Annotated in this window: 22 protein-coding genes and 1 pseudogene; 8 read left to right on the top strand and 15 right to left on the bottom strand. The window is 56.4% G+C overall.

The window, feature by feature from the left end:
* Positions 1 to 60 precede the first annotated feature (60 nt).
* Entirely contained in the window at positions 61 to 756 is a 696-nt protein-coding gene (locus tag B347_RS0107030) for a pirin family protein (RefSeq protein WP_019408994.1), read from the bottom strand.
* A gap of 268 nt (positions 757 to 1024) precedes the next feature.
* On the opposite strand from B347_RS0107030, the gene B347_RS0107025 reads away from it, so the two are divergent.
* Positions 1025 to 3511, top strand: coding sequence for a UvrD-helicase domain-containing protein (locus B347_RS0107025; protein WP_019408993.1), 2487 nt, complete (start codon positions 1025 to 1027; stop codon positions 3509 to 3511).
* Between the two features lie 69 nt (positions 3512 to 3580).
* Here B347_RS0107025 and B347_RS0107020 read toward each other — a convergent pair whose 3' ends face one another.
* Positions 3581 to 3853, bottom strand: coding sequence for a DUF1652 domain-containing protein (locus tag B347_RS0107020; RefSeq protein WP_019408992.1), 273 nt, complete (start codon positions 3851 to 3853; stop codon positions 3581 to 3583).
* A 219-nt stretch (positions 3854 to 4072) separates the two neighbouring features.
* Here B347_RS0107020 and B347_RS0107010 point away from each other — a divergent pair, with 219 nt between their 5' ends.
* Together B347_RS0107010 and B347_RS0107005 are read left to right on the top strand one after the other, a co-directional pair.
* A complete protein-coding gene (locus B347_RS0107010) occupies positions 4073 to 4894 on the top strand; it encodes a helix-turn-helix domain-containing protein (protein ID WP_019408990.1) in 822 nt (273 codons plus the stop codon).
* Between the two features lie 49 nt (positions 4895 to 4943).
* The gene (locus tag B347_RS0107005; protein ID WP_019408989.1) at positions 4944 to 6350 is read left to right on the top strand and encodes an NAD(P)/FAD-dependent oxidoreductase; all 1407 of its coding nucleotides are present in this window, start codon (positions 4944 to 4946) and stop codon (positions 6348 to 6350) included.
* A 108-nt stretch (positions 6351 to 6458) separates the two neighbouring features.
* On the opposite strand, the gene B347_RS0107000 is transcribed toward B347_RS0107005, so the two are convergent.
* The 8 genes from B347_RS0107000 to B347_RS0106965 all read right to left on the bottom strand — a co-directional run bounded on the left by B347_RS0107000 (position 6459) and on the right by B347_RS0106965 (position 15053).
* Complete coding sequence (locus tag B347_RS0107000) at positions 6459 to 7418, bottom strand: 2-hydroxyacid dehydrogenase (protein ID WP_026014035.1); 960 nt, start codon at positions 7416 to 7418, stop codon at positions 6459 to 6461.
* 20 nt (positions 7419 to 7438) lie between these two features.
* Positions 7439 to 8734 carry an MFS transporter gene (locus B347_RS0106995; RefSeq protein WP_019408987.1) on the bottom strand — a complete coding sequence of 432 codons (1296 nt, stop codon included), beginning with the start codon at positions 8732 to 8734 and terminating at the stop codon, positions 7439 to 7441.
* Between the two features lie 58 nt (positions 8735 to 8792).
* Positions 8793 to 9737 (bottom strand): sugar kinase, encoded by a 945-nt coding sequence (locus B347_RS0106990; protein ID WP_019408986.1) that lies wholly within the window; start codon positions 9735 to 9737, stop codon positions 8793 to 8795.
* Positions 9730 to 10512, bottom strand: a complete 783-nt coding sequence (locus tag B347_RS0106985) for a sugar phosphate isomerase/epimerase family protein (RefSeq protein WP_019408985.1) — start codon at positions 10510 to 10512, stop codon at positions 9730 to 9732. Before B347_RS0106985 ends, B347_RS0106990 begins: the two co-directional genes overlap by 8 nt.
* A gap of 83 nt (positions 10513 to 10595) precedes the next feature.
* Complete coding sequence (locus B347_RS0106980) at positions 10596 to 11621, bottom strand: LacI family DNA-binding transcriptional regulator (RefSeq protein ID WP_019408984.1); 1026 nt, start codon at positions 11619 to 11621, stop codon at positions 10596 to 10598.
* 114 nt (positions 11622 to 11735) lie between these two features.
* Positions 11736 to 12347, bottom strand: a complete 612-nt coding sequence (locus tag B347_RS0106975) for a LysE family translocator (RefSeq protein WP_019408983.1) — start codon at positions 12345 to 12347, stop codon at positions 11736 to 11738.
* A 52-nt stretch (positions 12348 to 12399) separates the two neighbouring features.
* Positions 12400 to 13236 carry an AraC family transcriptional regulator gene (locus B347_RS0106970; protein ID WP_019408982.1) on the bottom strand — a complete coding sequence of 279 codons (837 nt, stop codon included), beginning with the start codon at positions 13234 to 13236 and terminating at the stop codon, positions 12400 to 12402.
* A 182-nt stretch (positions 13237 to 13418) separates the two neighbouring features.
* Positions 13419 to 15053 (bottom strand): methyl-accepting chemotaxis protein, encoded by a 1635-nt coding sequence (locus tag B347_RS0106965; protein WP_019408981.1) that lies wholly within the window; start codon positions 15051 to 15053, stop codon positions 13419 to 13421.
* A 253-nt stretch (positions 15054 to 15306) separates the two neighbouring features.
* On the opposite strand from B347_RS0106965, the gene B347_RS0106960 reads away from it, so the two are divergent.
* Both B347_RS0106960 and B347_RS0106955 read left to right on the top strand, forming a co-directional pair.
* On the top strand, positions 15307 to 16134 hold the full coding sequence (locus B347_RS0106960; RefSeq protein WP_019408980.1) for an undecaprenyl-diphosphate phosphatase: 828 nt from the start codon (positions 15307 to 15309) through the stop codon (positions 16132 to 16134).
* Between the two features lie 35 nt (positions 16135 to 16169).
* Positions 16170 to 16565: a DUF1294 domain-containing protein gene (locus B347_RS0106955; RefSeq protein WP_026014034.1), complete on the top strand. Its 396-nt coding sequence runs from the start codon at positions 16170 to 16172 to the stop codon at positions 16563 to 16565.
* A 17-nt stretch (positions 16566 to 16582) separates the two neighbouring features.
* Here the strand turns inward: B347_RS0106955 and B347_RS0106950 are convergent, their stop codons facing one another.
* Positions 16583 to 16927 carry an MmcQ/YjbR family DNA-binding protein gene (locus tag B347_RS0106950; RefSeq protein ID WP_026014033.1) on the bottom strand — a complete coding sequence of 115 codons (345 nt, stop codon included), beginning with the start codon at positions 16925 to 16927 and terminating at the stop codon, positions 16583 to 16585.
* A 26-nt stretch (positions 16928 to 16953) separates the two neighbouring features.
* Positions 16954 to 17862 carry a LysR substrate-binding domain-containing protein gene (locus B347_RS0106945; protein ID WP_019408977.1) on the bottom strand — a complete coding sequence of 303 codons (909 nt, stop codon included), beginning with the start codon at positions 17860 to 17862 and terminating at the stop codon, positions 16954 to 16956.
* A 127-nt stretch (positions 17863 to 17989) separates the two neighbouring features.
* Between B347_RS0106945 and B347_RS0106940 the strand changes: the two genes are divergently transcribed.
* Positions 17990 to 18601, top strand: coding sequence for an FMN-dependent NADH-azoreductase (locus tag B347_RS0106940; protein WP_019408976.1), 612 nt, complete (start codon positions 17990 to 17992; stop codon positions 18599 to 18601).
* Positions 18602 to 18778: 177 nt separating this feature from the next.
* A complete protein-coding gene (locus tag B347_RS0106935) occupies positions 18779 to 19810 on the top strand; it encodes an alpha/beta hydrolase family protein (RefSeq protein ID WP_019408975.1) in 1032 nt (343 codons plus the stop codon).
* Between the two features lies 1 nt (position 19811).
* On the opposite strand, the gene B347_RS0106930 is transcribed toward B347_RS0106935, so the two are convergent.
* From B347_RS0106930 to B347_RS27145, 3 genes and pseudogenes are all read right to left on the bottom strand, one after another.
* A complete protein-coding gene (locus B347_RS0106930) occupies positions 19812 to 20999 on the bottom strand; it encodes an MFS transporter (protein ID WP_026014032.1) in 1188 nt (395 codons plus the stop codon).
* 168 nt (positions 21000 to 21167) lie between these two features.
* Positions 21168 to 22754 (bottom strand): ABC-F family ATPase, encoded by a 1587-nt coding sequence (locus tag B347_RS0106925; protein ID WP_026014031.1) that lies wholly within the window; start codon positions 22752 to 22754, stop codon positions 21168 to 21170.
* Between the two features lie 20 nt (positions 22755 to 22774).
* Positions 22775 to 23071, bottom strand: a pseudogene (locus B347_RS27145) (site-specific integrase); the annotation flags it as partial.
* A gap of 246 nt (positions 23072 to 23317) precedes the next feature.
* Here B347_RS27145 and B347_RS0106915 point away from each other — a divergent pair.
* A complete protein-coding gene (locus tag B347_RS0106915; protein ID WP_272942645.1) occupies positions 23318 to 23626 on the top strand; it encodes a hypothetical protein in 309 nt (102 codons plus the stop codon).
* The last annotated feature ends 28 nt before the right edge of the window (positions 23627 to 23654 follow it).

The following is a 23654-nucleotide window of genomic DNA, read 5'->3' as shown; positions in this document are numbered from 1 at the left end:
GCGATCTTTTGATCTTAAAAGATCGCGAGCAAACTCGTTTCTACACGGCAGTGGTCTCTATCAGGCGACATCTACCAGCACGATTTCGCTGTCGTCAATCGCCGTCACCCGCAGCACAGTTTCGTCGACCGCAGCCACGCCATCGCGGGCTTGGGCACGTAAACCATTGACCTCAATCAAGCCTGTCGCCGGGACCAAATAGGCTCTGCGGCCGCTATCAAGGCGGTACTCAGCGCTTTCTCCAGCCTTGAGGTTAGCCGCGACTAAACGTGCATCAGCACGAATGGTCAGGCTTTCGTGGTCGCCTTGCTTGCCGCTGGCCAAGGTGACGAATCCTTCGCGCTGACCTTTAGGGAACGGCTTGGCGCCCCACGAAGGTGCGTCGCCTTCCTGATTGGGAATGATCCAAATCTGGAAGATTTTGGTCGGCGTCGACTCCCTGTTGTATTCGCTGTGGGCAATCCCGGTGCCTGCGCTCATGACCTGCACGTCGCCTGCCTCGGTACGGCCTTTGTTGCCTAAGTTGTCTTCATGGCTGATAGCACCTTCACGTACATAGGTGATGATCTCCATGTCGCGATGCGGGTGTTTCGGGAAACCCGTGCCGGGGGCGATCACGTCGTCATTCCACACGCGCAGGTTGCCCCAGTTCATGCGTTTAGGGTCGTAGTATTCTGCGAACGAAAAGTGATGATGGGCATCCAACCAGCCGTGGTTTGCGCCGCCCAGGGTGTTGAAGGGTCTGAGTTCAAGCATGATTCTTCTCCTGTTCAGGTCGCCCGTGCGCTGTGTACGGTCACCCAGTTGATGATGGGGCTGATTTTCCATCAGGAATATATCGATAAAAAGCGCAAATAATGGCTAAAAACAATCAGCTAAGTTGATGTTTCTGTTTGTCAGTCAATCGCTAACTACTTTCACAACGCGGCCTAAACAACTGACGCTCAAGCAATTAGCTAGATCTCTGCGTGTAATGCAGCGACCATAGCCTTCCGCCCGAACAGCCTCACACCCTGGAGTCAGCGTGCCGCAACACATTCCTGAACAACCTGAACACCTTGTCCCCGATGCCCAGTTGCCCTGGCTTAAACGCCTGGCTGCGCGACTGTTTGGCAGCGGTTTAAGCCGTTTGCGTGCCCAACATGCCGCCTCTTGGTTGCAAGGGCAGGCAGACGGATTTCGTAGTGGGCACAGCGCTGGGGTCGATTACGGCTTTCAGGAAGGCCACGCCGAAGGGCTGGAAGAGGGGCGCCAAGTGCTGTTGATAAGTGACACGCGCCCACAGGTGCTTCGTGCGCCAGGCATTGATGACAACCTATTCGACGACTGGCACCTGCCGCTGGGCCCCGAGCTGAAAAAACAGATCAAGGCCGATGTTTCGCGTCTGTTGCCCGAGCACGCGCAGCCGAGCGTGGCGCAGTGGAAGATGATTTTCAGTGATACCCCATCAACGTCAGTGGTCGCGGGTGCCGGGGCGGGCAAATCGACCTCGTTGGTGCTGCGCATACTGTTGCTGAACCACTATCTGGGGTTTGAGCTCAGTTCGATGACGGTGGTGACCTTTACCCGTGAGTCGCGCAAGGACTTCATCAGCAAGCTGCAAGAGATTTTTGCCCTGTGGGGTCGCACCCTAAGCCTTAAAGAAGCCCGTGATGTGGTGCGTACTTTCCACTCGCGCATTTTGCCGATGGTGCGCAGCTTGCCGGGTTATAGCCAACTGCAAGCGTTTGAAACCCTCAACTCGCGCAGCCTGCTGAGCGACGATGAAAGCGACAGTAACCCGTTTGACCTGCGCATCAACGATGCTCAGCGCCAACAGCTCAATGCCTGTTATCACGCCCTCTATACCTGTAATGAACGCTTTCGTGAGACGTTGGCACCGCTTTGTCGCCATGCCTTGCAGCTCAAGGAACTGGAGCGCGATCACCCGGATGTGCAAAAGCGCATGGCAGTGACTGAGTTGGCCGCTAAGCGTGACGAAGAACTGTGCGACACCCTTGAAGACTTATGGTTTGCGGCGGGCGCCTGGCCCATCAAAGGCATTGAGCCCAACCGCGAAACGCTAGAGATCAATGGCTCGCCGTTCCATTGCCATGGTTATATTCCGCAACTGGATGCCTGGGTAGTGCTAGGGTTCGATCCGCGTGAGAACCCGCAAATATGCCGCCCAGGCGCCAAGTTAAGCGTGCGTGCGGAATGGGCTGTTAAGCGCACACTGTTTCGAGCTTTTTGTAATAAGCCATTGATTTGGTTAGAAACCTACGCAGATGCCAAACGCGTTATCGCTTCGCTGGCAGGGGATGCCAGCGCCGGTCCTGGCTTTGATTACAAGCTCAAAGGTGAGCTAAGTTCCGCCCCGTTGCTGGACTGTTTCGTCGCCGCGGCGAGCTTTATCGAGAACATGGGCTTGGATGTGGCCGCTGCTGTGGGTGACATGCGGTTTGCCAAGGAGGATCCGGACCGGTTTTTCTTCGAGGCCTTAAGCCTGTTTTGGCGAGCGCTCGAAGACCACCTATTGGCGCAAACGCCCCCAGTGATGACCTACAACCGTATGTTCTCGCTGTTCAGCGAAAACACCCCGCAAAACTTCAAATTGTTGAGCCACGAGCAATTGCGGCCGTTGTCGCACTTGATGATTGACGAGTTTCAGGACGTGTCGCCGCAAATCGTCTCGTGGTTGCGGGCCAGCTTGCGTGAGATCCGCAGCCGGGGTCCGGCGATGCACGTCGGGCGCGGAGCCCAGCGTTCATCGTTGCTGTGTGTCGGCGATGATTGGCAATCGATCTATGGCTGGCGTGGCAGTTCGCCCAAATTCTTTATGGAGTTCAACAAAGAATTCCCGTCGCCTGCTACCACGCGGGTGATGCTCAGTGACAACTTTCGAAGCCACCAGCACATCATCGATGCGGCTGAACACATCGTGCGTGCGGCGCCGTCCATCGCGGGAAAACGGGCCAAGGCCAGCGGCGCGCCTAAGGAGCCAGTGCCGGTTAAGGTCTTGAACAGGGACGATCAAGACGTGGTCGCACGCTTGACCGAGCACTACAACGCCGGTGATCGCATCTTAATGTTGTATCGAAAAAGCAGCGATAAACAATTGATAGAAAAGGAAATACAGTCAGTAGTTAATGTGGATTCTAGATTGGCGCCAGAAGACCGCAGACTCAAACAACTGACCTATCACAGTTCAAAGGGCTTACAGGCGGATGCGGTATTCCTGTTAGGCGATTGCCAGCATCTGACCTCATCGCCATACAAAAATCAGGTATACCGCATGGCGGGTTTGGGCAAGGACGGTGACCCAGATCCGTACGACAACGCGCAGAAAGACGAAGTCTTGCGCTTGGCGTATGTCGGTATCACCCGGGCGGTGAAGCATTGCTATTGGTATCTTGAAAGCCAGGACGGCCAAGGCCCGAATATCCCTAAAGCTTCGGACCGTATTCCTAAGGGTAGAGCGTTTTTTGAGGATCTACGCGGTGCCAAGGCCGAAGCCGGCCAGCCCTTATAGGTGCGAACTGCCTCGCGATCTTTTAAAAGAGCGCGAGGCAAGCTCGTTCGTACAAGATTTGAGGCTGCTTTAAGCTTGCCAAGCCATGGGTGGGACGAAGCTCTCCAACTCGTCTTCAACGGCTTGGATGATCCGTGCCACTTCGCCAGTGCTCATGCTGGTGGCGCAGGGGATGCCTGCGATGGCAATCATGGTTTCGCCCGTGGCGCGGTCAAAGAGCCGGGCAACCATACTTTTTGGCGCATCCATGGTCGCCTCGAAGCCGATTGGGTGAAAGTGCCAGCGCATCAGTTGGCAGGCGTTAAGGAAGCTGAATTTATCGACGGTGCCTATGGGTTTCATGAGAGCGATTCCTTTTGCTCTGGAGGGATGGCAAGGCAACAACCTTGGCGTATGTGTTTGCGAGCGTTTCGTGTTCAACCTAGCACCCATGACTGGTGGCGATAAGCCTTTTCTTGCGCTTCAGGCATTTGATTGCGGTGGCTTTGATGCGAATCATGTAATGAACCGATTCTGCGTGTAGAAAACCCGACACGCAGTGTTTTTGTCAGTGAGCGTTTTATGTCATTACCAGACGACGATGGCCCCGAGCAAACTCGCGCCACTGGCGAAACCGTCATGCGTTATCACGTGTGCTGGAAGCATCGGGATCTGGAGGGGGTCATGGCGCTTTATCATCCTGATGTGCGCTATCACGACTTCTTTCAAAACCGGGTGATGGCCCTCGATGAGCTGCGTGAGTACGTGCAATTGTCGATGCCCAGAGCCCCGGATGAAGCGCTGGAGCACAGTGACCGGATTCGTCTGGACGGTAACACGGCGTTTATTCAATACCGCATGACCTTACGTGGCAGCCAAGGATTAGTCTCGTTCCGTGCCAGTGAGGCCATTACCGTGCGCGATGGCTTGATATGGCGGGTTAACGAATACGCCTCGCTGGTGCATGAGGCCGCTTCAAACAGCGACCAGCAACCTTCGTCGCGGCCTGCGGTCAGCCGCCTTGGGCTGTCGGCGCGGCAATTGAGCTTTATGGCGCAAGACCTGCAAAGCTACTTTGAACGCCAGCAACCCTACCTTAACCCCGGTCTGGACCTACAACAGGTCGCCAAAGACTGTGGTTACACGCGCAATCAGATGTCGTACTTGCTCAATCAGGTATTGGGACAAAGCTTTTATCGATATGTGAATCAGGCCCGGCTGCGGCATGTGCTGGCGGCGATGGATGCCGCGGTGTCACCGATAAAAATCGATGACGTGGCTTTTTCGGCGGGGTTCAATTCGATGTCGGCGTTTTACAGTTGTTTTCGTCAGCACACCGGCCAGTCACCCAAGGCTTATGCCAAACACATTTCTTTGCGGGTACGCACGCAAGCCATTTCCTAAGGAAAGGCGCTAGGATCGCCCCATTCTTGAACACACGTTGGAGCCGGTAATGCCAGCATGGCGCACGATCAGTTTATGGATGGACCAGTTGGAGGAGACGCTGACGCCTCGGCCGTCGCTTGAGCACGACCTAGATGTTGACGTGCTGATCATTGGCGCTGGCTACACTGGGCTGTGGACCGCGTACTACCTCAAACGCCATGCGCCTGAGCTGAGCGTCGCCATTGTTGAGGCGCAGACCGCAGGTTTCGGCGCTTCGGGCCGCAACGGTGGCTGGCTAATGGGCAACCTTTTAGGCGAAGACCGTTTGCTGGCGGACCTCTCTGCCGAGCAGCGGCGTGTGTCGTTTGATCTGTTGCACGGCATTCCAGATGAAGTGAAGCGCGTGATTGACCGCGAAGGTATCGACTGCGACTACCGCAAAGGCGGCGCCTTGTACTGTGCCGCGCGCTACCCCGAGCAAGAGGCCACGATGCGCAGCTATCTGGCCAAGCTGTATGCCCAAGGCTTGAATGACGCCGATTATCGCTGGCTGAGTCGGGGCGAGTTGGCGCAACAGATCCGAGTGGCTAAACCCTATGGCGGCATTTTCTCGACGCATGTAGCGACCATTCATCCGGCCAAACTGGTGCGTGGGTTGGCCCGCGCTGTTGAGCGCATGGGTGTGCAAATCTTTGAGCAATCCCCGGTTATCCAGTGGCAGCCCGGGGGTGCCCGCACCGCAAAAGCACAGGTGCGCAGCCGTTGGGTGGTACCGGCGGTGGAGGGTTATGCCAACACCTTGGCGCCCCTGGGGCGTTATCAGTTGCCGGTACAAAGCTTGATTGTGGCCACCGAGCCGTTGTCGCCAACCCTGTGGCAAGCGATTGGCCTTTCGCAGGGCCAGGCCTTTAGCGAAAGCAGTCGCCAGGTCACCTATGGCCAGCGCACGGCCGATAACCGCCTGGTGTTCGGCGCACGCGGTGGCTACGAGTTTGGTGGGCGCCTGCGCGAGAACTTCGACCTCACCGACAGTGAAGTCGAGTTGCGTCGTTACCTGCTTGGCGAACTGTTTCCGCAATTAAAAAACGTCCAGATTACTCATGCCTGGGGCGGCAATTTGGGCATGTCACGGCGTTTTCAACCGCATATGCTCTGCGACCGTCAGCACGGTATTGCGCTGGCCGGGGGCTATGGTGGCGAGGGCGTGGGGGCCAGTCATTTGGGCGGCCGTACCTTGGCCGATCTGATTCTGCAGCGTGACACGCAAGAGGTAAAACAGCCGTGGGTGCTGACCAAGGGCGGGCTGGATGCGCTCAAAGCCTGGGAGCCAGAGCCCTGCCGCTGGTTGGGGTACAACGCGATTATTCGCAGCTTTGTGTACGAAGACAAAACCCTAGCCAACCCCGACAGCCCACCGTGGCGTCGGCACTTTGCCAGTCGGTTGGCCGGTTTTATGGAAGGGTTTATGCAGTAACCCCTGTTGTCTCAGTAAGGACATACATCCTGTAGGGCCGAGCTTGCCTCGCGATCATTTAAACGATCAACGATAGCGAGACAAGCCTGTGCCTACACAGTTCGCCGGTTAATTGACTAAGTTGGGCGGGCGTTTGCCTGCCAGCGCAGCCAACAGGTTATCCACGGCACAGCGGGCCATGGCTTCGCGGGTTTCGACGGTGGCCGAACCCATGTGCGGCGTGGCCACTACGTTATCCAGTTGTGTCAGCGGCGAGTTCACATCCAGTGGCTCGCGCTCGAATACATCGAGCCCGGCGCCGCGAATCTGCCCTTGCTGCAAGGCCTGAATCAGCGCTGCTTCGTTCACCACTTTGCCCCGTGAAATATTGATAAAAATACTCTCGGGGCGCATCAGCGCAAATTGCTCAGCGGCGATCAAACCCTCTGTTTGTGCGGTCAGAGGCAGCGTCAGGCAGATAAAGTCAGCCTCTTTGAGCAAGTCGTCCAACGTGCGGTATTGCGCGTTGAAGCGTGCTTCGACCGCAGGCTTTGGCGAGTTGCTGTGGTAGATCACCGGCATCCCGAAGCCAAAATGCCCACGCTGGGCTAAGGCTTCACCGATACGGCCCATGCCGATAATGCCCAGGGTTTTGCCATGTACGTCAGTGCCGAAGTGCTCGGGGCCGATGTTTTTTTGCCATTGACCATTACGCACCCGATTGGCTAACTCCACCACGCGGCGAGCGCTGGCCAGAATCAATGCGAACCCCGTGTCTGCGGTGGTTTCGGTGAGCACGTCAGGGGTATTGGTGAGCATAATCCCACGCTTGGTGAGGTAGTCGATGTCGTAGTTATCTACTCCCACCGACACGCTGGCCACCGCTTCCAGCTCGGGGGCCAAGTCCAGAAGCTGTGCATCCAGTTTCAGGCTCGCGCCCAATAAGCCCTGAGCCTGAGGCAGGGCGGCGCGCAACTGTTCAAGCCCTTGTGCGTCCAGACGCTCAATGAGTGTGACGTGCGCGTGCTCTTCAAGGCGCTGCATCAGTGGGGCGGACAATGTTTTGTACAACACGACATGTTTTTTCAAGGTGATCACCTGCGTTGAACTCAGGAATGAGCCAGGCGCTGTGGGGCGCTGGCTTTAGGGGTGACAGGGTCTTTGGCTGTTGGGGTGAGCATCAGGGTTAACAGCACCGAGATCAGTAAAGCCCCGCTCATCAACAGGTAGGAAGCACCCGGCGAGCCGGTTTCGCTGTTTAGGTAACCCACCAGGTAAGAACCGCCAAATGAACCCAGCGCGCCCATGCTGTTGATCAGCGCCATGGCGCCACCCGCCACGTTGGCGGGCAGTATTTCTGGAATGATCGCGAAAAACGGCCCATAAGGGGCGTACATGCAAGCCCCCGCAATGACCAACAGTGCGTAGGACCACCAGAAATGTTCAGCACCTAACGCGTAGGATCCATAGAACGCGATGGAGGCGATCAGCAACGGTGGCCAGACGAAACGTTTACGCTTTTGCAGTTTGTCCGAGCCCCACGACACCGCGAGCATCGCAATGACCGCTGCAAGGTAGGGCAGGGCCGACAGCCAGCCGGCCTCGACCATGTCCATCTGTGCACCCTTTTTGAGAATCGACGGAAGCCACAGTACAAAGCCGTACACGCCAATGCTCCAGCAGAAAAACTGCATGGCCAGCAGGATGACTTTCGGCGAACGGAAGGCTGCCGCGTAGTTTTTCACGGGCTTCATACCGACTTGCTCGGCATCCAGCGCGCTTTGCAGGTCTTGTTTCTCCTGCTGACTGAGCCATTTCGCATCGCTCGGACGGTCATCGGCCAGACGCCACCAGATAAACGCCCACAATACGGCAGGCAAGCCTTCGACAATGAACATCCAGCGCCAGCTGTAATGCTGAACCAGATAACCCGAGACCACGGACATCCACAGCATGGTCACCGGGTTGCCGAGAATCAGGAAGGTGTTGGCGCGAGAGCGTTCGGCACGGGTGAACCAATGACACAGGTACACCAGCATCGCAGGCATGACGGCGGCTTCAACTACCCCAAGCATGAAGCGAATCACGATCAGGCTATAGGCGTTGGACACCACGCCCGTGAGTGTGGCCAGGCTGCCCCAGAGAATCAGGCTGACAAAGATTAGCTTTTTAACGCTATTGCGTTGCGCATAAACCGCACCGGGAACCTGAAAGAAGAAATACCCGAGAAAGAACAACGCGCCTAACAATGACGACAAACCTGGGGTGATGTTGAGGTCTTCGGCCATGCCGGAGGCCGCGGCAAAACCGTAGTTGGCGCGGTCTAGGTAGGCCAGGCTGTAGGTGATAAACACGATCGGCATGATGTACCACCACCGGCGGGTGGCGAGTTTTAGCGAGTTCATGGTGTGGCTCCTGAGCTTGTTGTTTTTGTCGCAGCAGGTAACGGGTGAAGCAAAAGAATCAGACGGCAGCGGTGTATTGGTTCAGTTCGTCACGGGTTGGCAGGCCCTCCATGTCGCCACGGCTTTGCACGGCGCGGCTGCCAATCCAATTGCCGCGTTGAACGGCGTCATTAAGGCCGAGGTTTTCCAGTAGGGCGCTGATCACGCCGACAGCAAAACCATCACCCGCGCCAACGGTATCGACGACGTTGGCGACAGGGATAGCGGGTACGAATTGTTCAGTTTTTTCTGTGCGAAAGTAGGCGCCTTTGGCCCCCAGCTTGATAACCACCGCCTCGGCGCCTTGGTCGAGATAGAACGCAGCGATGTCAGCCGGTGCCTCGTAGCCGGTCAACAACTGGCCTTCGCTCAAACCTGGCAACACCCAGTGCGCGTGAGCGGCGAGGGCGTTGATGTCACGGACCATCTGCTGTTCGCTGGCCCACAATGAAGGCCGCAGATTGGGGTCGAACGACACGCTATTGCCCGCGGCGCGCATGGACTTCATCAGTTCAAACGACAGTTCGTTGCAACTGGCCGACAGCGCAGCCGGGATGCCTGTGGCGTGCAAGTGGCGGGCGCGGAGCAGTTGTTCGGTGATGGCTGAGCAGTTCAGGCGGCTGGCGGCTGAACCACGGCGGAAATACTCGACCTTTGGGTCGCTGCCGTCATCGACACGGGATTTAAGCTGAAAGCCGGTCGGGTGCAGCGGATCGATGTCGACGTGCCGGCAGTCCAGCCCTTCGGCTTGAAGCGTGTTGAGGATAAAGCGTCCAAGAGAGTCTGCGCCCACCCGGCTCAACCACGTCACATTAAAGCCCAAGCGCGCTAGGCCAATGGCCACATTGCTGTCAGCCCCGGCAATGCGTTTATGAAACAGCTCGACCTGTGCCAGATCGCCGGTCTGCTCGGCTACCCACATGGCCATGGTTTCGCCAAACGACAAGACATCTACGTTAGACATGGCTCAACTCCTGTTGTGCGTGGCTGAGTCTGGCTAAAACCTGCACGTGTTGCCGTGTCAGCCAGGTCAGGTCGTTGCCTTGCAACGGGTATTCAACGGCACGGGTCAGGCCATGCGGCATGTGGTTCATGAGGTCTGCCCAACCCTGCAAGTCTGTGGCCGTAGGCGGGATGGCAATCAACTTGCCATCTGGACGCCGAGCAACCCCTTTGCAATGCAAATAGCTCACATGGCGGCCCAACAGGCGGGCAGCGGTGCTGGCTGATTGGTCTTGCCACTGCCAGTTACCGATGTCGAACGTCATGCTGATGGGGGCTTGCTGCTGCTCGACCGCGTCGAAGAAACGCAGCATGGGCTCGATACGGCCGCCCTGTGAGGTTTGATCGTTTTCCACCAGCAGGCGTACCGGCTGCTGGTCCAGGCAGGCGCTCAGGTTTTGCAGGTCGCAATGCTCGGTGAAATAGCCAAGTGAGACTTTCAGCCATTTGGCGCCAAAAGCATGAGCGCGCTGCAAAGTAGGAATCAGTTGCGGATTAGGCCGCGACTGTCCGGCGTCCCATAGCTCCAGAGGTGAGGAAAACACGCATTCGAGACCGTGTTGTTGCACCGCCAGACTGAAACTGACCGGGTCTTCAAGGGTTAGCAGTTCTTCGCGCAGTTCGATACGCGTTGCTCCGGCCTTGGCCAGTACCTCAATGAAACTGCCTTGCCCGCGTTGACGAACGAGGTCGGCGCCGTAGCTGGAGAGGCTGATGGAAACGGGAAATGTGCTCATTGTTATTAGTCTCTGAAACCGGTTTCATTTTGTTGTGAAATAAAGGGCTAGGACCTGAGAGCAGGTTGCCAGCCCTTAGAGCGTCAGGTGGTAAGGCGCTGCGTTGAACCGCGAATGATTAACTGGGCGTGAAAACCCAAAGCCCGGACGGGGCCGGTATCGCCCTTTAGGCGTTTGAGCAGGCAGTCGAACGCGCTGGCGCCTATTTGCTGTGTCGGTTGGGCGAGGGCAGTGATGCCGCTGCCCACTAAAGGAAACCAGTCCAGATCATCGAGGGCAATCAGGCCGAGGTCTTCGAACAGGCGGCAGTTCAGCTCGCGCAACACTTGGGTGCAGGCCAGGGCGGACACACCGTTTGCGCAAAATACAGCCTTGGGGCCGGGGCCTGCTGCGTTCAGAAAGGACTGTATTTCGGCGCGCAGAAGCGGGCCGGTTAACACCATCGCGCCTTTGAGTGCGGGGTGTTGCGCCACATGCTGATTAAAACTGTGCATGCGCTCGCTACGTGAACTGGTGCCGTCAGTGGGCTCGCTCACCATCAGCAGGTCGCAATAACCTTGTTGTTGCAGGTGTTCCAGCGCCATGCGCACGGCCCCGGCATTGTCGAGGCCGACCAGATCGCTGTGCAGTTGCTCAACTTTTCGGTCGATGAGGACGATGGGCATTTCCTGATTCAGCTCTTGCAGCGCGTCGGGGTGATGCCCGAGGGTGTTAAGAATCAGGCCTTCGATGTTGTAAGAGCGCAAGGCACAAAGGTGTTGACGTTCTTGCTCATCATTGCGGTCGGTGTTGCACACCACCAAGTTGTAGCCGTGCTGGCGGCAGGCGGTTTCGACACCGTGCATGACTGCAATCGAGTAAGGGTTGCGAATGTCGGCCACCAGCATTCCGATCAGCCGCGTGCGTCCGCGTTTCAGGCCACGGGCCATTTGATTGGGCCGATAACCCAACTCGTTGATAGCCCGCTCGATACGCTCGGCGATGGCCTCTGAGAGCAAGGCGCGGTCTTCGCCAATAAAGCGCGACACGCTGGCCTTGGACACGCCGGCACGTTGAGCGACATCGAGCATGGTGACGCGGGTGCGCTGGGCAGCAGAAAAACTGTTCACGGCCTGAAACCTTTTATTGGAGTTATCACAGGCGGTTTCGCTGAAGAGCGATGAAACCGGTTTCAGGAAAACCCGAAAACCGGTTCTCGTCAAGTGTCGTGTGTCAGTGCGCGTTTAAAAAAACAGGCTCAGCCATGCCGAAATCAATAGCAACAGGGCCATGCACCGATTGAACCGCCGCATGGCGCGCGGGGTGTGTAATAACCGCGCGGAGCCTGCGCCAAGCAGTGCCCACATCCCCAGGCAAGGCAGCGATACCAAAAAGAACGCCAGTGCCAGTACCTGAACATGGGTTTGCTGCCCTGCGCCCTGGCTGGCAAACACACTGACCACGGCCAGCGCCATCATCCAGGTCTTGGGGTTGATCAGTTGCAGGCTGGCGGCACCCCACAAGCCCAATCGGTGTTGTGTGTCGCCGGTTTCTGGAGGGGCGCTGACGGGGGCATTAAAAATTTGCCACGCCAGGTAGCTTAGCCATGCGATGCCGCACCCTTGCAGGGTGTGTTGCACCCAAGGCACGCCGCTGATCGATTGACCGAATCCACTGCCGACCACCAGTACCAGAGTGGCGGCACTGGCGCTGGCGCCAAAAATGATAGGCACTGCAGCTTTGACGCCGTAACGGTGGCTGTTGCTCAGAACCAGAATATTGGTGGGGCCCGGGGTAATCGAGGCGACAAAGGCAAACAGCAAGAAGGGCAGCAAGCCGGTGATAGACAGCAGCATAAACAAGGCTCCGCAGGAAGATGAGGGGTGAGTCATCTTCCCGCGCGTGCAATCAGGCGTCTGGAACGTTTGAGCAGCGTTTGCGGTACAGCGCAGGTGTCAGCCCGTAAGCGCGGACAAACCAGCGGCCCAGATGACTTTGATCGGCAAAACCCAGAGCCGTAGAGACATCGGCGCAGGTTTCGCCCTGTGCCAGCAAGCGTCTGGCTTTGGCCAATCGCAGTTGTACGAAGTACGCATGCGGAGCCAGCCCGTAAGACGATTTGAACGCCCGATTCAAGCGATAACGATCAACACCGGTGACAGTGGCCAGGTCATCGATCCCCACGTTGTGGTGCATATGGTCATGCAGGTAGTCCCGTGCTAGCCGCGCCACGCGCGGCAACCGCGGGTCTTGCGAGTATTTTTTGCGCCATTGCAAGGTGTTCGTCAGGGTGTGCAGCAGAGTGTTCAAGGCATTTTGCCGGACAATCCGCAGTTCCGGCCGGTGCATGACCTCAAACGCATGGGCCGTAGCGTGGGCAAGTCTGGGGTCTGTGCTCAAAGTGCTGGCGAAGGACAGGCACGTATTGGCGGGGGCTTCTTGAAACACGGCGCTTAATTCGCGTTCAAGCCACTTTGGGTCGAGGTAGAGCATGCGGTAGGTGAAGCCGCCCGCCTCGGGAGCGTCCCCGTCGTGGATTTCACCAGGCTCCAGCAAAAAAACGTTGCCGGGTGTGCTTTGGTGCTGATTTCGACGGCAATTGAACTGCTGGACGCCTTGTTCAGTGACCCCGACCAGATAACTGTCATGCCAGTGCGGGTCATAGGCATGGCCTTCGAAATGCGCGCGCAAGGTTTCGATGCCGGTTTCATCGTCCTGAGCCAGATTGATCCAGTTGTTAGACATCGTGCTGGGTACTCGTACCAATGCAAGGTGCGTTTTAGCATGCCCAGGGCAGGGGATGTCTAGAAGGTTTGTGCAGCTCTATATTGTGTAGTCGCTGCCGAAGGCTGCGATAAGGGCCGCAAAACCGGCGACTCAGGACCGCTTGGCGCCCCATCGCAGCCTGCGGCAGCGACTACAGTGTTTTACACCTTGAATTGACGCAACAGGCCATTGAGCTGGATGCTCAGTTCCTTGAGATGAACGCTGGCGGCGCTCGACTGTTCAGCGGCCACGGCGGTACTTTGTGAAAGCCCGGCGGCTTGGGTCACGTTTTGGTTGATGTCTTCCACGACATGGGCTTGTTGCAGGGTTGCACTGGCGATGGAGGCATTGAGGTCGTTCAGGTTGTTCAGGGCTTGGCCAATGGTGGTCAGGCTTTGCCCGGCTTGGGTGGCTTGTTCAATCGTCAGTTGTGAAGCGTGGCTGCTGCTGGCGATCACAGAGACGGCGGCTTCGGAATGCTTTTGCAGGCTCTCGATCATGGTCTGGATCTCTGCCGTAGAGCGTTGTGTGCGCTGGGCCAGCAGTCGGACCTCATCAGCGACCACGGCAAAGCCACGGCCTTGTTCGCCCGCCCGCGCAGCCTCTATCGCGGCGTTGAGGGCCAGCAGGTTGGTCTGATCGGCAATTGAACGGATGACTTCAAGCACGCTGCTGATGCCACTGCTTTGGGTTGCCAGGGTACGAATGACCTCGACCGCCTGATCAATGGTGCCCGACAACTGGTCGATCTGCTGCAGGCTGCTGTCGATGTTTTTCTGGCCAAGGTCGGCTTGCGTCTGGGCGCCACGCATCTCGCCTGCGGCGTGTTCAGCATTTTTGGCCACCTCATGCACCGCGTAGGTGACTTCATTGATCGCCGTCGCCACTTGATCCATTTGCGAGGCTTGCTGCTGACTGCGTTGCTGAGCTTGGGTGGCGTTGTTTCCCAGCTCTGTCGATGACTGTTCCAGCGCGATCGCGGTTGACTGCAAATGGCTGACCACCGTGCGCAGCTTGGCGGTAAAGGTGTTGAAGTGCTGCGCCAGTTCCGTGACTTCATCCCGGCCGTGGGTGTCGAGGCTGCGCGTCAGGTCGCTTTCGCCGCTGGCGATATTGGCCATGGCGTGCACCGCATCTTGCAGTGGGCGGGCGATGCTGCGGGCAATCAGCACGACCAGAGCGGCCATGATCAGGGCGATCACCAGGCCAGCCCAACTGGCTTTCCAGACTTGTGACTGGAACTCGGCTTGCATGTCATCGATGTAAACCCCAGAGCCGATGACCCAGCCCCACGGTTCGAACAACTGGACGTAGGAGGTTTTTTGCACCGGGGCTTCGGCGCCCGGTTTTGGCCAGCGGTAATTCACCATGCCCGCGCCTTTGTTTTTTGCCAGTGCGACCATCTCGTTGAAAATCGCAAAACCGTCGGGGTCTTTGATGGCTGACAAGTCTTTGCCGTCGAGCGCGGGGTTGGTCGGGTGCATGACCATGCTAGGCCGCAGATCATTGATCCAAAAGTAATCGCCGTGGTCGTAACGCAAGTTGCTGATTACCTTTAGCGCCTGCTCTTGTGCGGCTTCGCGGCTTAACGTCCCGACTGTTTCCAACTGGTGGTAATAGCCCAAAATGCCGCTTGCGGTTTGCACCACGTGCTGGGTTTTCTGCGCCTTTGCATCATATAAATCGTCATGTATCTGTTTTAGCATCAACAAACCCAACGCCAGCAGCATGGCCATGGCCACAATCAAAATCAGCCACAGACGTCGGCTAATGGACAACCTGCGTAAGGTATTCATACAACGCTTACTCCTTTTTTCTTGTTGTCATCGCTCAGTACGACCACAGGGCGTAGTCATAGCAGCGAAAGTGGAACGTGTCTGATAGGATCTCGGCCGGAATTCAGAAAGCTGAATCTTTATTGATTTCTGACAGTTATTTCACATCGCATTAGTGAACATTACGCACTGCGACTTACTTCGTGGCAGCGGTTGTACACACTCAAAATTAATTAATCAGTGCTGCATGATGCAGCGCTTCAATGGGGGAATGATGGATCTTTGGACTGCCGCACAGGCGTTGATACTCGGCGTAGTTGAAGGCCTTACGGAATTCTTGCCGGTATCAAGTACTGGCCACCAGATTATTGTGGCGGACTTGCTGAACTTTGGCGGCGAGCGCGCCATGGCGTTCAACATCATTATCCAGTTGGGTGCCATCTTGGCTGTTGTCTGGGAATTTCGCCGCAAGATCATCGACGTTGTCGTCGGCTTGCCTACGCAGCCCAGCGCACGACGTTTTACGACCAACCTGATTATTGCGGTGATGCCCGCAGTGGTGTTGGGGGTGATTTTTGCCGACATGATCCATGAATACCTGTTCAACCCGATTACCGTGGCCACTGCGCTGGTCATCGGCGGTGTGATCATGTTGTGGGCTGAGCGTCGCCAGCATGTGATTCGCGCTGAAACCGTGGATGACATGACCTGGAAAGACGCGGTTAAAATCGGTTTTGCTCAGTGTCTGGCAATGATCCCGGGTACTTCGCGTTCGGGGTCGACCATTATTGGCGGTCTGTTGTTTGGTCTGTCGCGTAAGGCGGCCACCGAGTTTTCATTCTTCCTCGCGATGCCAACCATGGTCGGTGCCGCGGTGTACTCAGGTTACAAGTACCGTCACCTGTTCCAGCCTGACGATTTGCCGGTGTTCGCGATTGGTTTTGTGACGGCGTTCATCTTCGCCATGATTGCTGTGCGCGCGTTGCTGAAGTTTATCTCCAACCACAGTTATGCAGCGTTTGCCTGGTACCGCATTGCATTCGGGTTGTTGATTCTCGCGACCTGGAAGTTTGGCTGGATTGACTGGTCGGCTGCAGCGTGAAAAAAACGGCAAATGATCGGCGCGAGTCTGTCGGGATGCCAGCTCACGGTGCGTCAATCCGTGGCTTGAAATTCAAACTGCTGGTGCTGGCACTGCTGTGCGCAATGCCGCTGGGTGGCTCATTGAGTTTGATGTTCACGGGCATTACGCGGGTGCCCTTGCTGCTGTATGGGCTGGCTAGCGTAGTTGCATTTGGCTTGTACTGGTACGACAAGCAGCAGGCTAAAAACGGCCAGTGGCGCACCCCGGAGAAGGTTCTGCACGGGGTTGAGTTGCTGGGCGGCTGGCCGGGTGCACTGGTGGCGCAACAAGTGTTTCGCCACAAAACGCGTAAGGTGTCGTACCAAGTGTGGTTCTGGTTGATCGTGGTCGTGCATCAAGCGGTCTGGGTTGACGTGCTGTTCTTGAAGCTGACTTTTCTAAACCTGTAAGCGGACTGCGGATTACGTCAGATCAACAAACCGATCTGACGTATTTTTGGCAGTTTGGCGACCACCAATTGGTGGGAACGGCGCAACAAGTCCTGTAGTTCCTCAGCACCCATAGGGTAGGGCGCCTGCATATTGATCCAGTACGCCCGCGCCAGATAAGGCGATGGGCGTATGCCGGGGCGATCGATGTAACCCAAAAACAGTTCTTTTTCGACTTTGAATGAAAGCCCGTTGCTGTTGAGGTTGAACAGCGCAAACATTTTGCTCTGATCGATATAAAACACCTCGACCCCGCCCCATTTAACGTCCTCCTTCACGCCAGGCAGGCTGCGGCAGAATTCGGCGACATCGGCTTTAGTCATGGTTTTTTGGGTACTCGAAGTGCGGGTCATAGGGTTTTGTCTCCACAGCGCTCAAACGCTTCAGCCAAATGATCAATCCAGGCACGTACGGCTGGCATTACGCCGCGACGGTGCGGGTATACAGCGTGCAACCAGCCTCCGGGCAATGACCACTTGGGCAGCAGTTGCACTAACTGCCCAGTGGCTAATTCCTGCTCGCAATACAGCATGGGCAGTACGGTAAAGCCAAGGCCGGACAGGGTGCAGGCTTTGCGTACCACGAAGTCATCAATGCCCAAGCGCGCTTCCAGCACCAAATCACAGGCTTTGCCGTGCTCATCGAGCATACGCAGGTGCACCATGCGATCCGCCTCAATCGCCCCCAGTACCGGTACATGTTTAAGGTCGTCGGGGGTGTTGATCGTCCATTGCCGGGCAAACTCGGGGCTTGCGACCATCACGGTGACGGCTTGGCGCAATCGCCGTGTGACCAATAGCGGGTCTTCATCCCCCAGTTCGCGTACCCGCATGGCAACATCAATGCCTTCAGTGACAAGGTCGACGCGTCGGTTAAGCAGGCTGACTTCCAACTGAACATGCGGGTAGGCCCGTAGAAAAGAACTGATGACCTCGGGCATAAACTCATGGGCCAAGCCTACAGGGCATGACACCCGCAGGCGGCCTCGTGGCTCGCTGGACATGCTGGCCACTGCCTCATCGGCCATTTCGGCCTGCAGTAACATGGCTTGGCAATGGCTTAAGTAGCGTTCGCCTACGGCGGTGAGTTTCAGTTGCCGGGTAGTGCGCTGTAACAGGCGGGCGCCCAGACGTTCTTCGAGCTCGGCCACTCTGCGCGACAAGCGTGACTTTGGAATGCCCAGGGCACGCCCGGCCGCGGCAAATCCACCGGCTTCGACCACTTTGGCGAAGTAGTACAGATCATTAAGGTCCTGCATGGGGTGTTCTCACTGTCCTACTGATGGGACGAACTATCGCATGCTGGCTGACTTATCGTCGATTGCTTTGATCGGTAGCATCGTCTCCACTTGATCGCCCAGCGGCGGTCCCTACTTGGAGATCAGCATGAAACTGTTGCACATCGATTCGAGCATCTTGGGCGACAACTCGGCTTCGCGTGAGTTGAGCGCTGAAGTGGTCAAGGCTTGGCAGGCTGCTGATCCGAGTATCGAAGTAAGCTATCGCGATTTGGCCAGCGAAGGCATTCAGCACTTCTCGGCGGCCACCTTGGTGGCGGCGGGTACACCGGCTGAGCTGCGTGATGCGGCACAAGCACTTGAAGCGCAGTTGAGTGCCGACACCTTGGCCCAGTTCCTGGCTGCGGACGCAGTTGTGATCGCGGCGCCGATGTACAACTTTACAATTCCTACGCAGTTGAAAGCATGGATCGACCGTATTGCGGTCGCTGGTCAGACCTTCCGCTACACCGAAACCGGGCCTGTAGGCTTGTGCGGTAATAAGAAAGTCGTGGTGATCTCGACCTCTGGCGGTCTTCATGCTGGCCAAGCGAGCGGTGTTGCGCACGAAGATTACTTGAAACTGCTGCTGGGTTTCTTGGGCATCACGGACATTGAATTCGTTCGCGCCGAAGGTCTGGGCTATGGTGAAGAAGTTCGTAGTAAAGCCCTGAGCGACGCACATCAACAGATTAAACAGGATCTGTTCAGCGCTGCGTAAGACTTCGCGCAACGCTACACCGACTAAACTCTGTATTCTGGACACCGAAATTGGCCAGAGTACGGAGTTTTTTGCATCTGGCCTTAGAGGCGCTGGCTTGGGTTATGCAAGTGAGGTTACGGACCGACCTTCTGTCATTGCCTGCTGCAAGCTGTGCGCTATTAAAGGTATGCCGCCATGATGCGTTTGTGCGCTGTTGTGTTTCTACTAATGGCTAGTTGCCCTCTGGTGGTGCAGGCCGAGCCTGTCAATCAATGGAGTGTGGGCTTTCATCGCCTGAGTTTTCTCGACCCGGTTGATGGACAGCCGATGCATGCCATTGCTTTCTATCCCTCGACGGAGGATGACGCGACCAGCAAGATTGGCATCTACGACATTGATGCGACTGAGGACGCAAAAATCGCCATGGGTCATTACCCTATGCTGGTGCTGTCGCATGGCAACGTAGGCACGCCGTTAGCGTTACATGACCTTATTACCGAGTTGGCTCGCAAAGGGTTTGTCGTGGTAGCGGTGCTGCATCCTGGCGATAACTTCAAAGATCACAGCCGTTCCGGGACGCTGAGTAACCTGTATGGCCGCCCCATGCAAATCTCGGCTGCCATCAGTGCCGTGCTTGGCGAAAACACCTTGTCACCCTACGTCAATGCAGAGCAGGTCGGTGTCATCGGCTATTCGGCAGGGGGCGAAACTGCACTTATTTTGGCGGGTGCCGAGCCCGATTTGGACCGTTTGCGGCGTTACTGCCAAGAGCGACCGGATGACCGCGATGCGTGTACTACTCAAGGTGAGTTGATTGCAGACCGTGATGACTTACTGCCAGCCGCTGACCCGCGCGTACATGCGTTGCTGCTTATGGCACCGCTGAGCCTGATGTTCGGGCGCCAGACGTTGACCGATGTGCAGGTGCCGGTGCTGCTGTACAGCGGGGATGGCGATAAAACCGTATTCCCGGATAAAAATGCCGAAGCCCTAGCGCGCAAATTACCCATGGCTCCTGAGTTCAATCTGATACCCGGCGCCGGGCATTTTGTGTTTATGGCACCCTGTACCGATTCACAGCTAGCAGCGATGCCCGGCGTGTGTACGGATGCGGAAGGGGTCGATCGAGAAGACATTCACCGTGATTTGATTTACGAAGCGGGGCGTTTTTTCAGCAAGGCCCTAGAGAGCAATCCGCACACAGGGCTGCGCACGGTTAATCAGTGATCTAGTCGGGGTGTCGTCGCGACAACCCGAGCGTCAACAGCAAGCCCACTACGCAGAGCAGTGCGGCGGTGAAGAATATCCAGGCGTAACCCAGGTTCAAGGCGATGGCACCCATGATAGGGCCGGCGATGGCCAGCGCCAGATCGAAAAACACCGCGTAAGCACTCAATCCGGCACCTCGGCTGGATGTTGGCACCTGCTTGACCGCTTCCACGCCCAGTGCCGGATACACCAGTGACAAGCCAAACCCGGTCAGCCCAGCACCTATCAAGGCGTAGGCCGTTGAGGGCGCAAGCCACAGCAGTGTCAGGCCAACGGTTTCCATGGCCATGCACGTCATTGCAACGGTGTAGCCACCTAAACGGTTGATGCTATTGGTGAATAGCAGGCGGGCAAGAATAAAGCAGATGCCAAACACAGACAGGCAATAGGCAGCGCCCGTCCATCCGCGGTCAATGTAAAACAAGGTGATAAAGGTGGTCAGCGTGCCGTAGCCAATGGAGGCCAGTGTCAGGCTGACGCCATAGGGCGCGATAAGGCCCAGCACTGACCAAAAAGATAAACGAACGCCAGCGATAACAGCGATTGATGTTTTTTTGCGGATAAGCAACAGCGCCAACAGTGCCAGCACAAACAGCGCGAAACCCAGGCTGATGAAGCCCAGTGTGTCGATCATCAGAACACCCAAGGGTGCGCCAATGGCGATGGCGCCATAAGAGGCGATGCCGTTCCAGCCAATGGCACGGGCCGTGTGATGTGAGCCGACTAGCGCGATGCCCCAACTGATCGTACCGACCCCGATCAGCCCTTGAGCAATGCCCAGAAAAATGCGCCCGATGATCAAAATCCCCAGGCTTAACAGCGGCGAGCTTTGCAGCATGACGGCCAGCGAGGTGAGCGCGCCGCTGATGGCAATCCCGATCAAGCCATACACCACTGCTGGCTTGGTTCCGTGCTTATCGACAATCCGTCCGGCAGAAGGGCGGCTGAGCAAGGTGGCGAGGTATTGCGAAGCTATCGTCAGGCCTGCAACCACGGCACTGAAGCCCAACTGGTCATGGACATAGCCGGGCAAAACCGCGATGGGCAAACCAATGCAGATAAACGCAATAAAGGTATAAAACACGACTGACAGGATGTGCAGGGTAACCGTCAGAGAGCGCTCGCGGGGAGGGTGTTGCGCAGGCATGAGCATCGGTTCCGCAGGGGGGGCCATGCCCGGCATGATGGCGTGGCTTCAGCGTAAAGGAAAGCAGGCTAACGATATTGTTTGTGCTGCAGAAACAAAAAACCCCGTCATGACTAGGACGGGGTTTCTAGTTAAAACGTCTAACTTAGCGCTAGGCGGTGTCTGAAATCAGAACACGACGCCTTGGCTGCGCAGGTAGTCATCGTAAGTGCCGCTAAAGTCGATCACACCGCTTGGGCTCAACTCGATAATACGAGTGGCCAGCGACGATACGAACTCGCGGTCGTGGCTGACGAAGACCAACGTGCCAGGGTAGTTCTCGAGTGCCAAGTTCAGCGCTTCGATGGATTCCATGTCCAAGTGGTTGGTCGGTTCGTCCATGATCAGCACGTTTGGCTTTTGCAGGATCAGCTTGCCGAACAGCATGCGGCCTTGCTCACCACCGGAGATCACTTTGACCGACTTGAGGATTTCATCGTTCGAGAACAGCATGCGACCCAAGGTGCCGCGAATCATTTGCTCGCCTTGAGTCCATTGACCCATCCAGTCGAACAAGGTCACGTCATCTTCAAAGTCATGAGCGTGATCCTGAGCGTAGTAGCCCAGTTCAGCGGACTCAGTCCACTTGATCGTACCGGCGTCCGGAGTTAGCTCATTGACCATGGTGCGCAGCAGAGTGGTTTTGCCTATACCGTTCGGACCAATGATTGCGACGCGCTCACCGGCTTCGATGGTAAAGCTGAAGTCTTTAAACAGCGTCTTTCCATCAAAGCCTTTAGCCATGCGTTCAACGATGACGGCCTGGCGGTGCAGCTTTTTAGTCTGCTCGAAACGGATGAACGGGCTGACACGGCTTGAAGGCTTGACCTCGGCCAGCGTGATCTTGTCGATCGCCTTGGCGCGGGAGCTGGCCTGCTTGGATTTCGAGGCGTTGGCCGAGAAGCGGCTGACGAACGCTTGCAGTTCGTTGATCTGAGCTTTCTTCTTGGCGTTTTCAGACAGCAGCTGTTCGCGCGATTGGGTCGCGACGGTCATGTACTCGTCATAGTTGCCCGGAAACAGGCGCAGTTCGCCGTAGTCCAGGTCGGCCATGTGTGTGCAGACGCTGTTCAGGAAGTGTCTATCGTGAGAGATGATGATCATCAGGCTGTTACGCTGAGTCAGAACGTTTTCCAGCCAACGGATAGTGTTGATATCCAAGTGGTTGGTGGGTTCGTCGAGCAGCAGCACTTCAGGGTCGGAGAACAATGCCTGAGCTAGCAGAACACGCAATTTCCAGCCGGGCGATACTTCGCTCATTGGGCCGTTGTGTTGCTCAATGCCAATACCTAGGCCCAGAAGCAGCTCGCCTGCGCGGGATTCAGCGGTGTAACCGTCCATTTCAGCGAACTCGGTCTCGAGTTCGGCAACGGCCATGCCGTCTTCTTCGGTCATTTCTGGCAGCGAATAGATGCGATCGCGCTCAGCTTTGACCTTCCACAACTCTTCGTGGCCCATGATCACGGTATCGATCACGGTGAATTCTTCGTAAGCGAACTGATCCTGGCGCAACTTACCCAGACGCACGTTCGGCTCCAGCATGACCTGACCGCCGGACGGTTCAAGGTCGCTGCCGAGGATTTTCATGAAAGTAGACTTGCCGCAGCCGTTGGCACCGATCAAACCATAACGGTTACCTGCGCCAAATTTTACTGAAACGTTCTCGAATAGCGGCTTTGCGCCGAACTGCATCGTGATGTTAGCTGTAGAGATCAATTACTTTACCTATCAATAGCTTAGAAAGCGCGTATTTGGGCTGGGACCATTTTGATACCCATTTGGAGCTTTTCAAGCTCACTCCAATCTGAGCTTGAGTTGATCCATCGCGCATACATCGACAGCAACATTTGGACGCTGAGGCCAAGCTGCTGAGAAATAAATGCGGGGTTCATGCCAGACATGGCGCGCATTGTCGCATAGGTGTGACGACAGTTGTATGGCGCTCGATGCCGGATATTCAGCAGCTTGGGGAGCGATATGCATATTTTGGGAAGGTCGGGCATCTACCCTACGTGCTCTGCGTTCTTTGCCGGGAGCTAAACGAAGAGCCTTTGCGGCTACTTTTCAGGGCCATTTTCCGACGCTCTGCATGCCGTCATACAAATTCAAGCGCCTGCGATGTTCGCTCAACGAACAAAAAGCCAGTTGCACTGACCCCGATTATGAGTGTTCAACGGTTTGTTCAGGCCTGGGTCAATGCTGCTAGGGCATAGAGTTCTATTGATGATGGCCAAATGGTATCTTTGGGGCTGTTTGCCACTCATTCAACGGTTCAGACGATGAGCTTAATAATCAGTTTTGAGCAAATGGCTTTAATTCTTGAAGCCTTGCCTGACCCGGCTTTTATCCTGTCCCGCAGCGGAAAATACGTTGCGGTGCTCGGTGGGCGTGATGCGCGCTATTACCACGATGGTACCGGCCTCGTTGGTTTGTACATTTCAGATCTGATTAAACCTGAAAAGGCTAACTGGTTTCTGGAACAGATTGCTAAGGCACTGGCCTCGCAAGAGCTATTAGTGGAAGAGTACGAGTTAAGTAATCTGGATGTTAAGGGGCTGCCAGATGAAGGTCCTGAACGAGCCCCATGAAAGACAGGACACCGTTTCCCCCTTACGA

Origin of the sequence: Pseudomonas psychrophila HA-4 (assembly GCF_000282975.1) — a bacterium.
GTDB classification, from domain to species: Bacteria; Pseudomonadota; Gammaproteobacteria; order Pseudomonadales; family Pseudomonadaceae; genus Aquipseudomonas; species Aquipseudomonas psychrophila_A.
The sequence above is the reverse complement of the archived record's forward strand: the minus strand, read 5'-3'. Positions and strand labels throughout refer to the sequence as shown.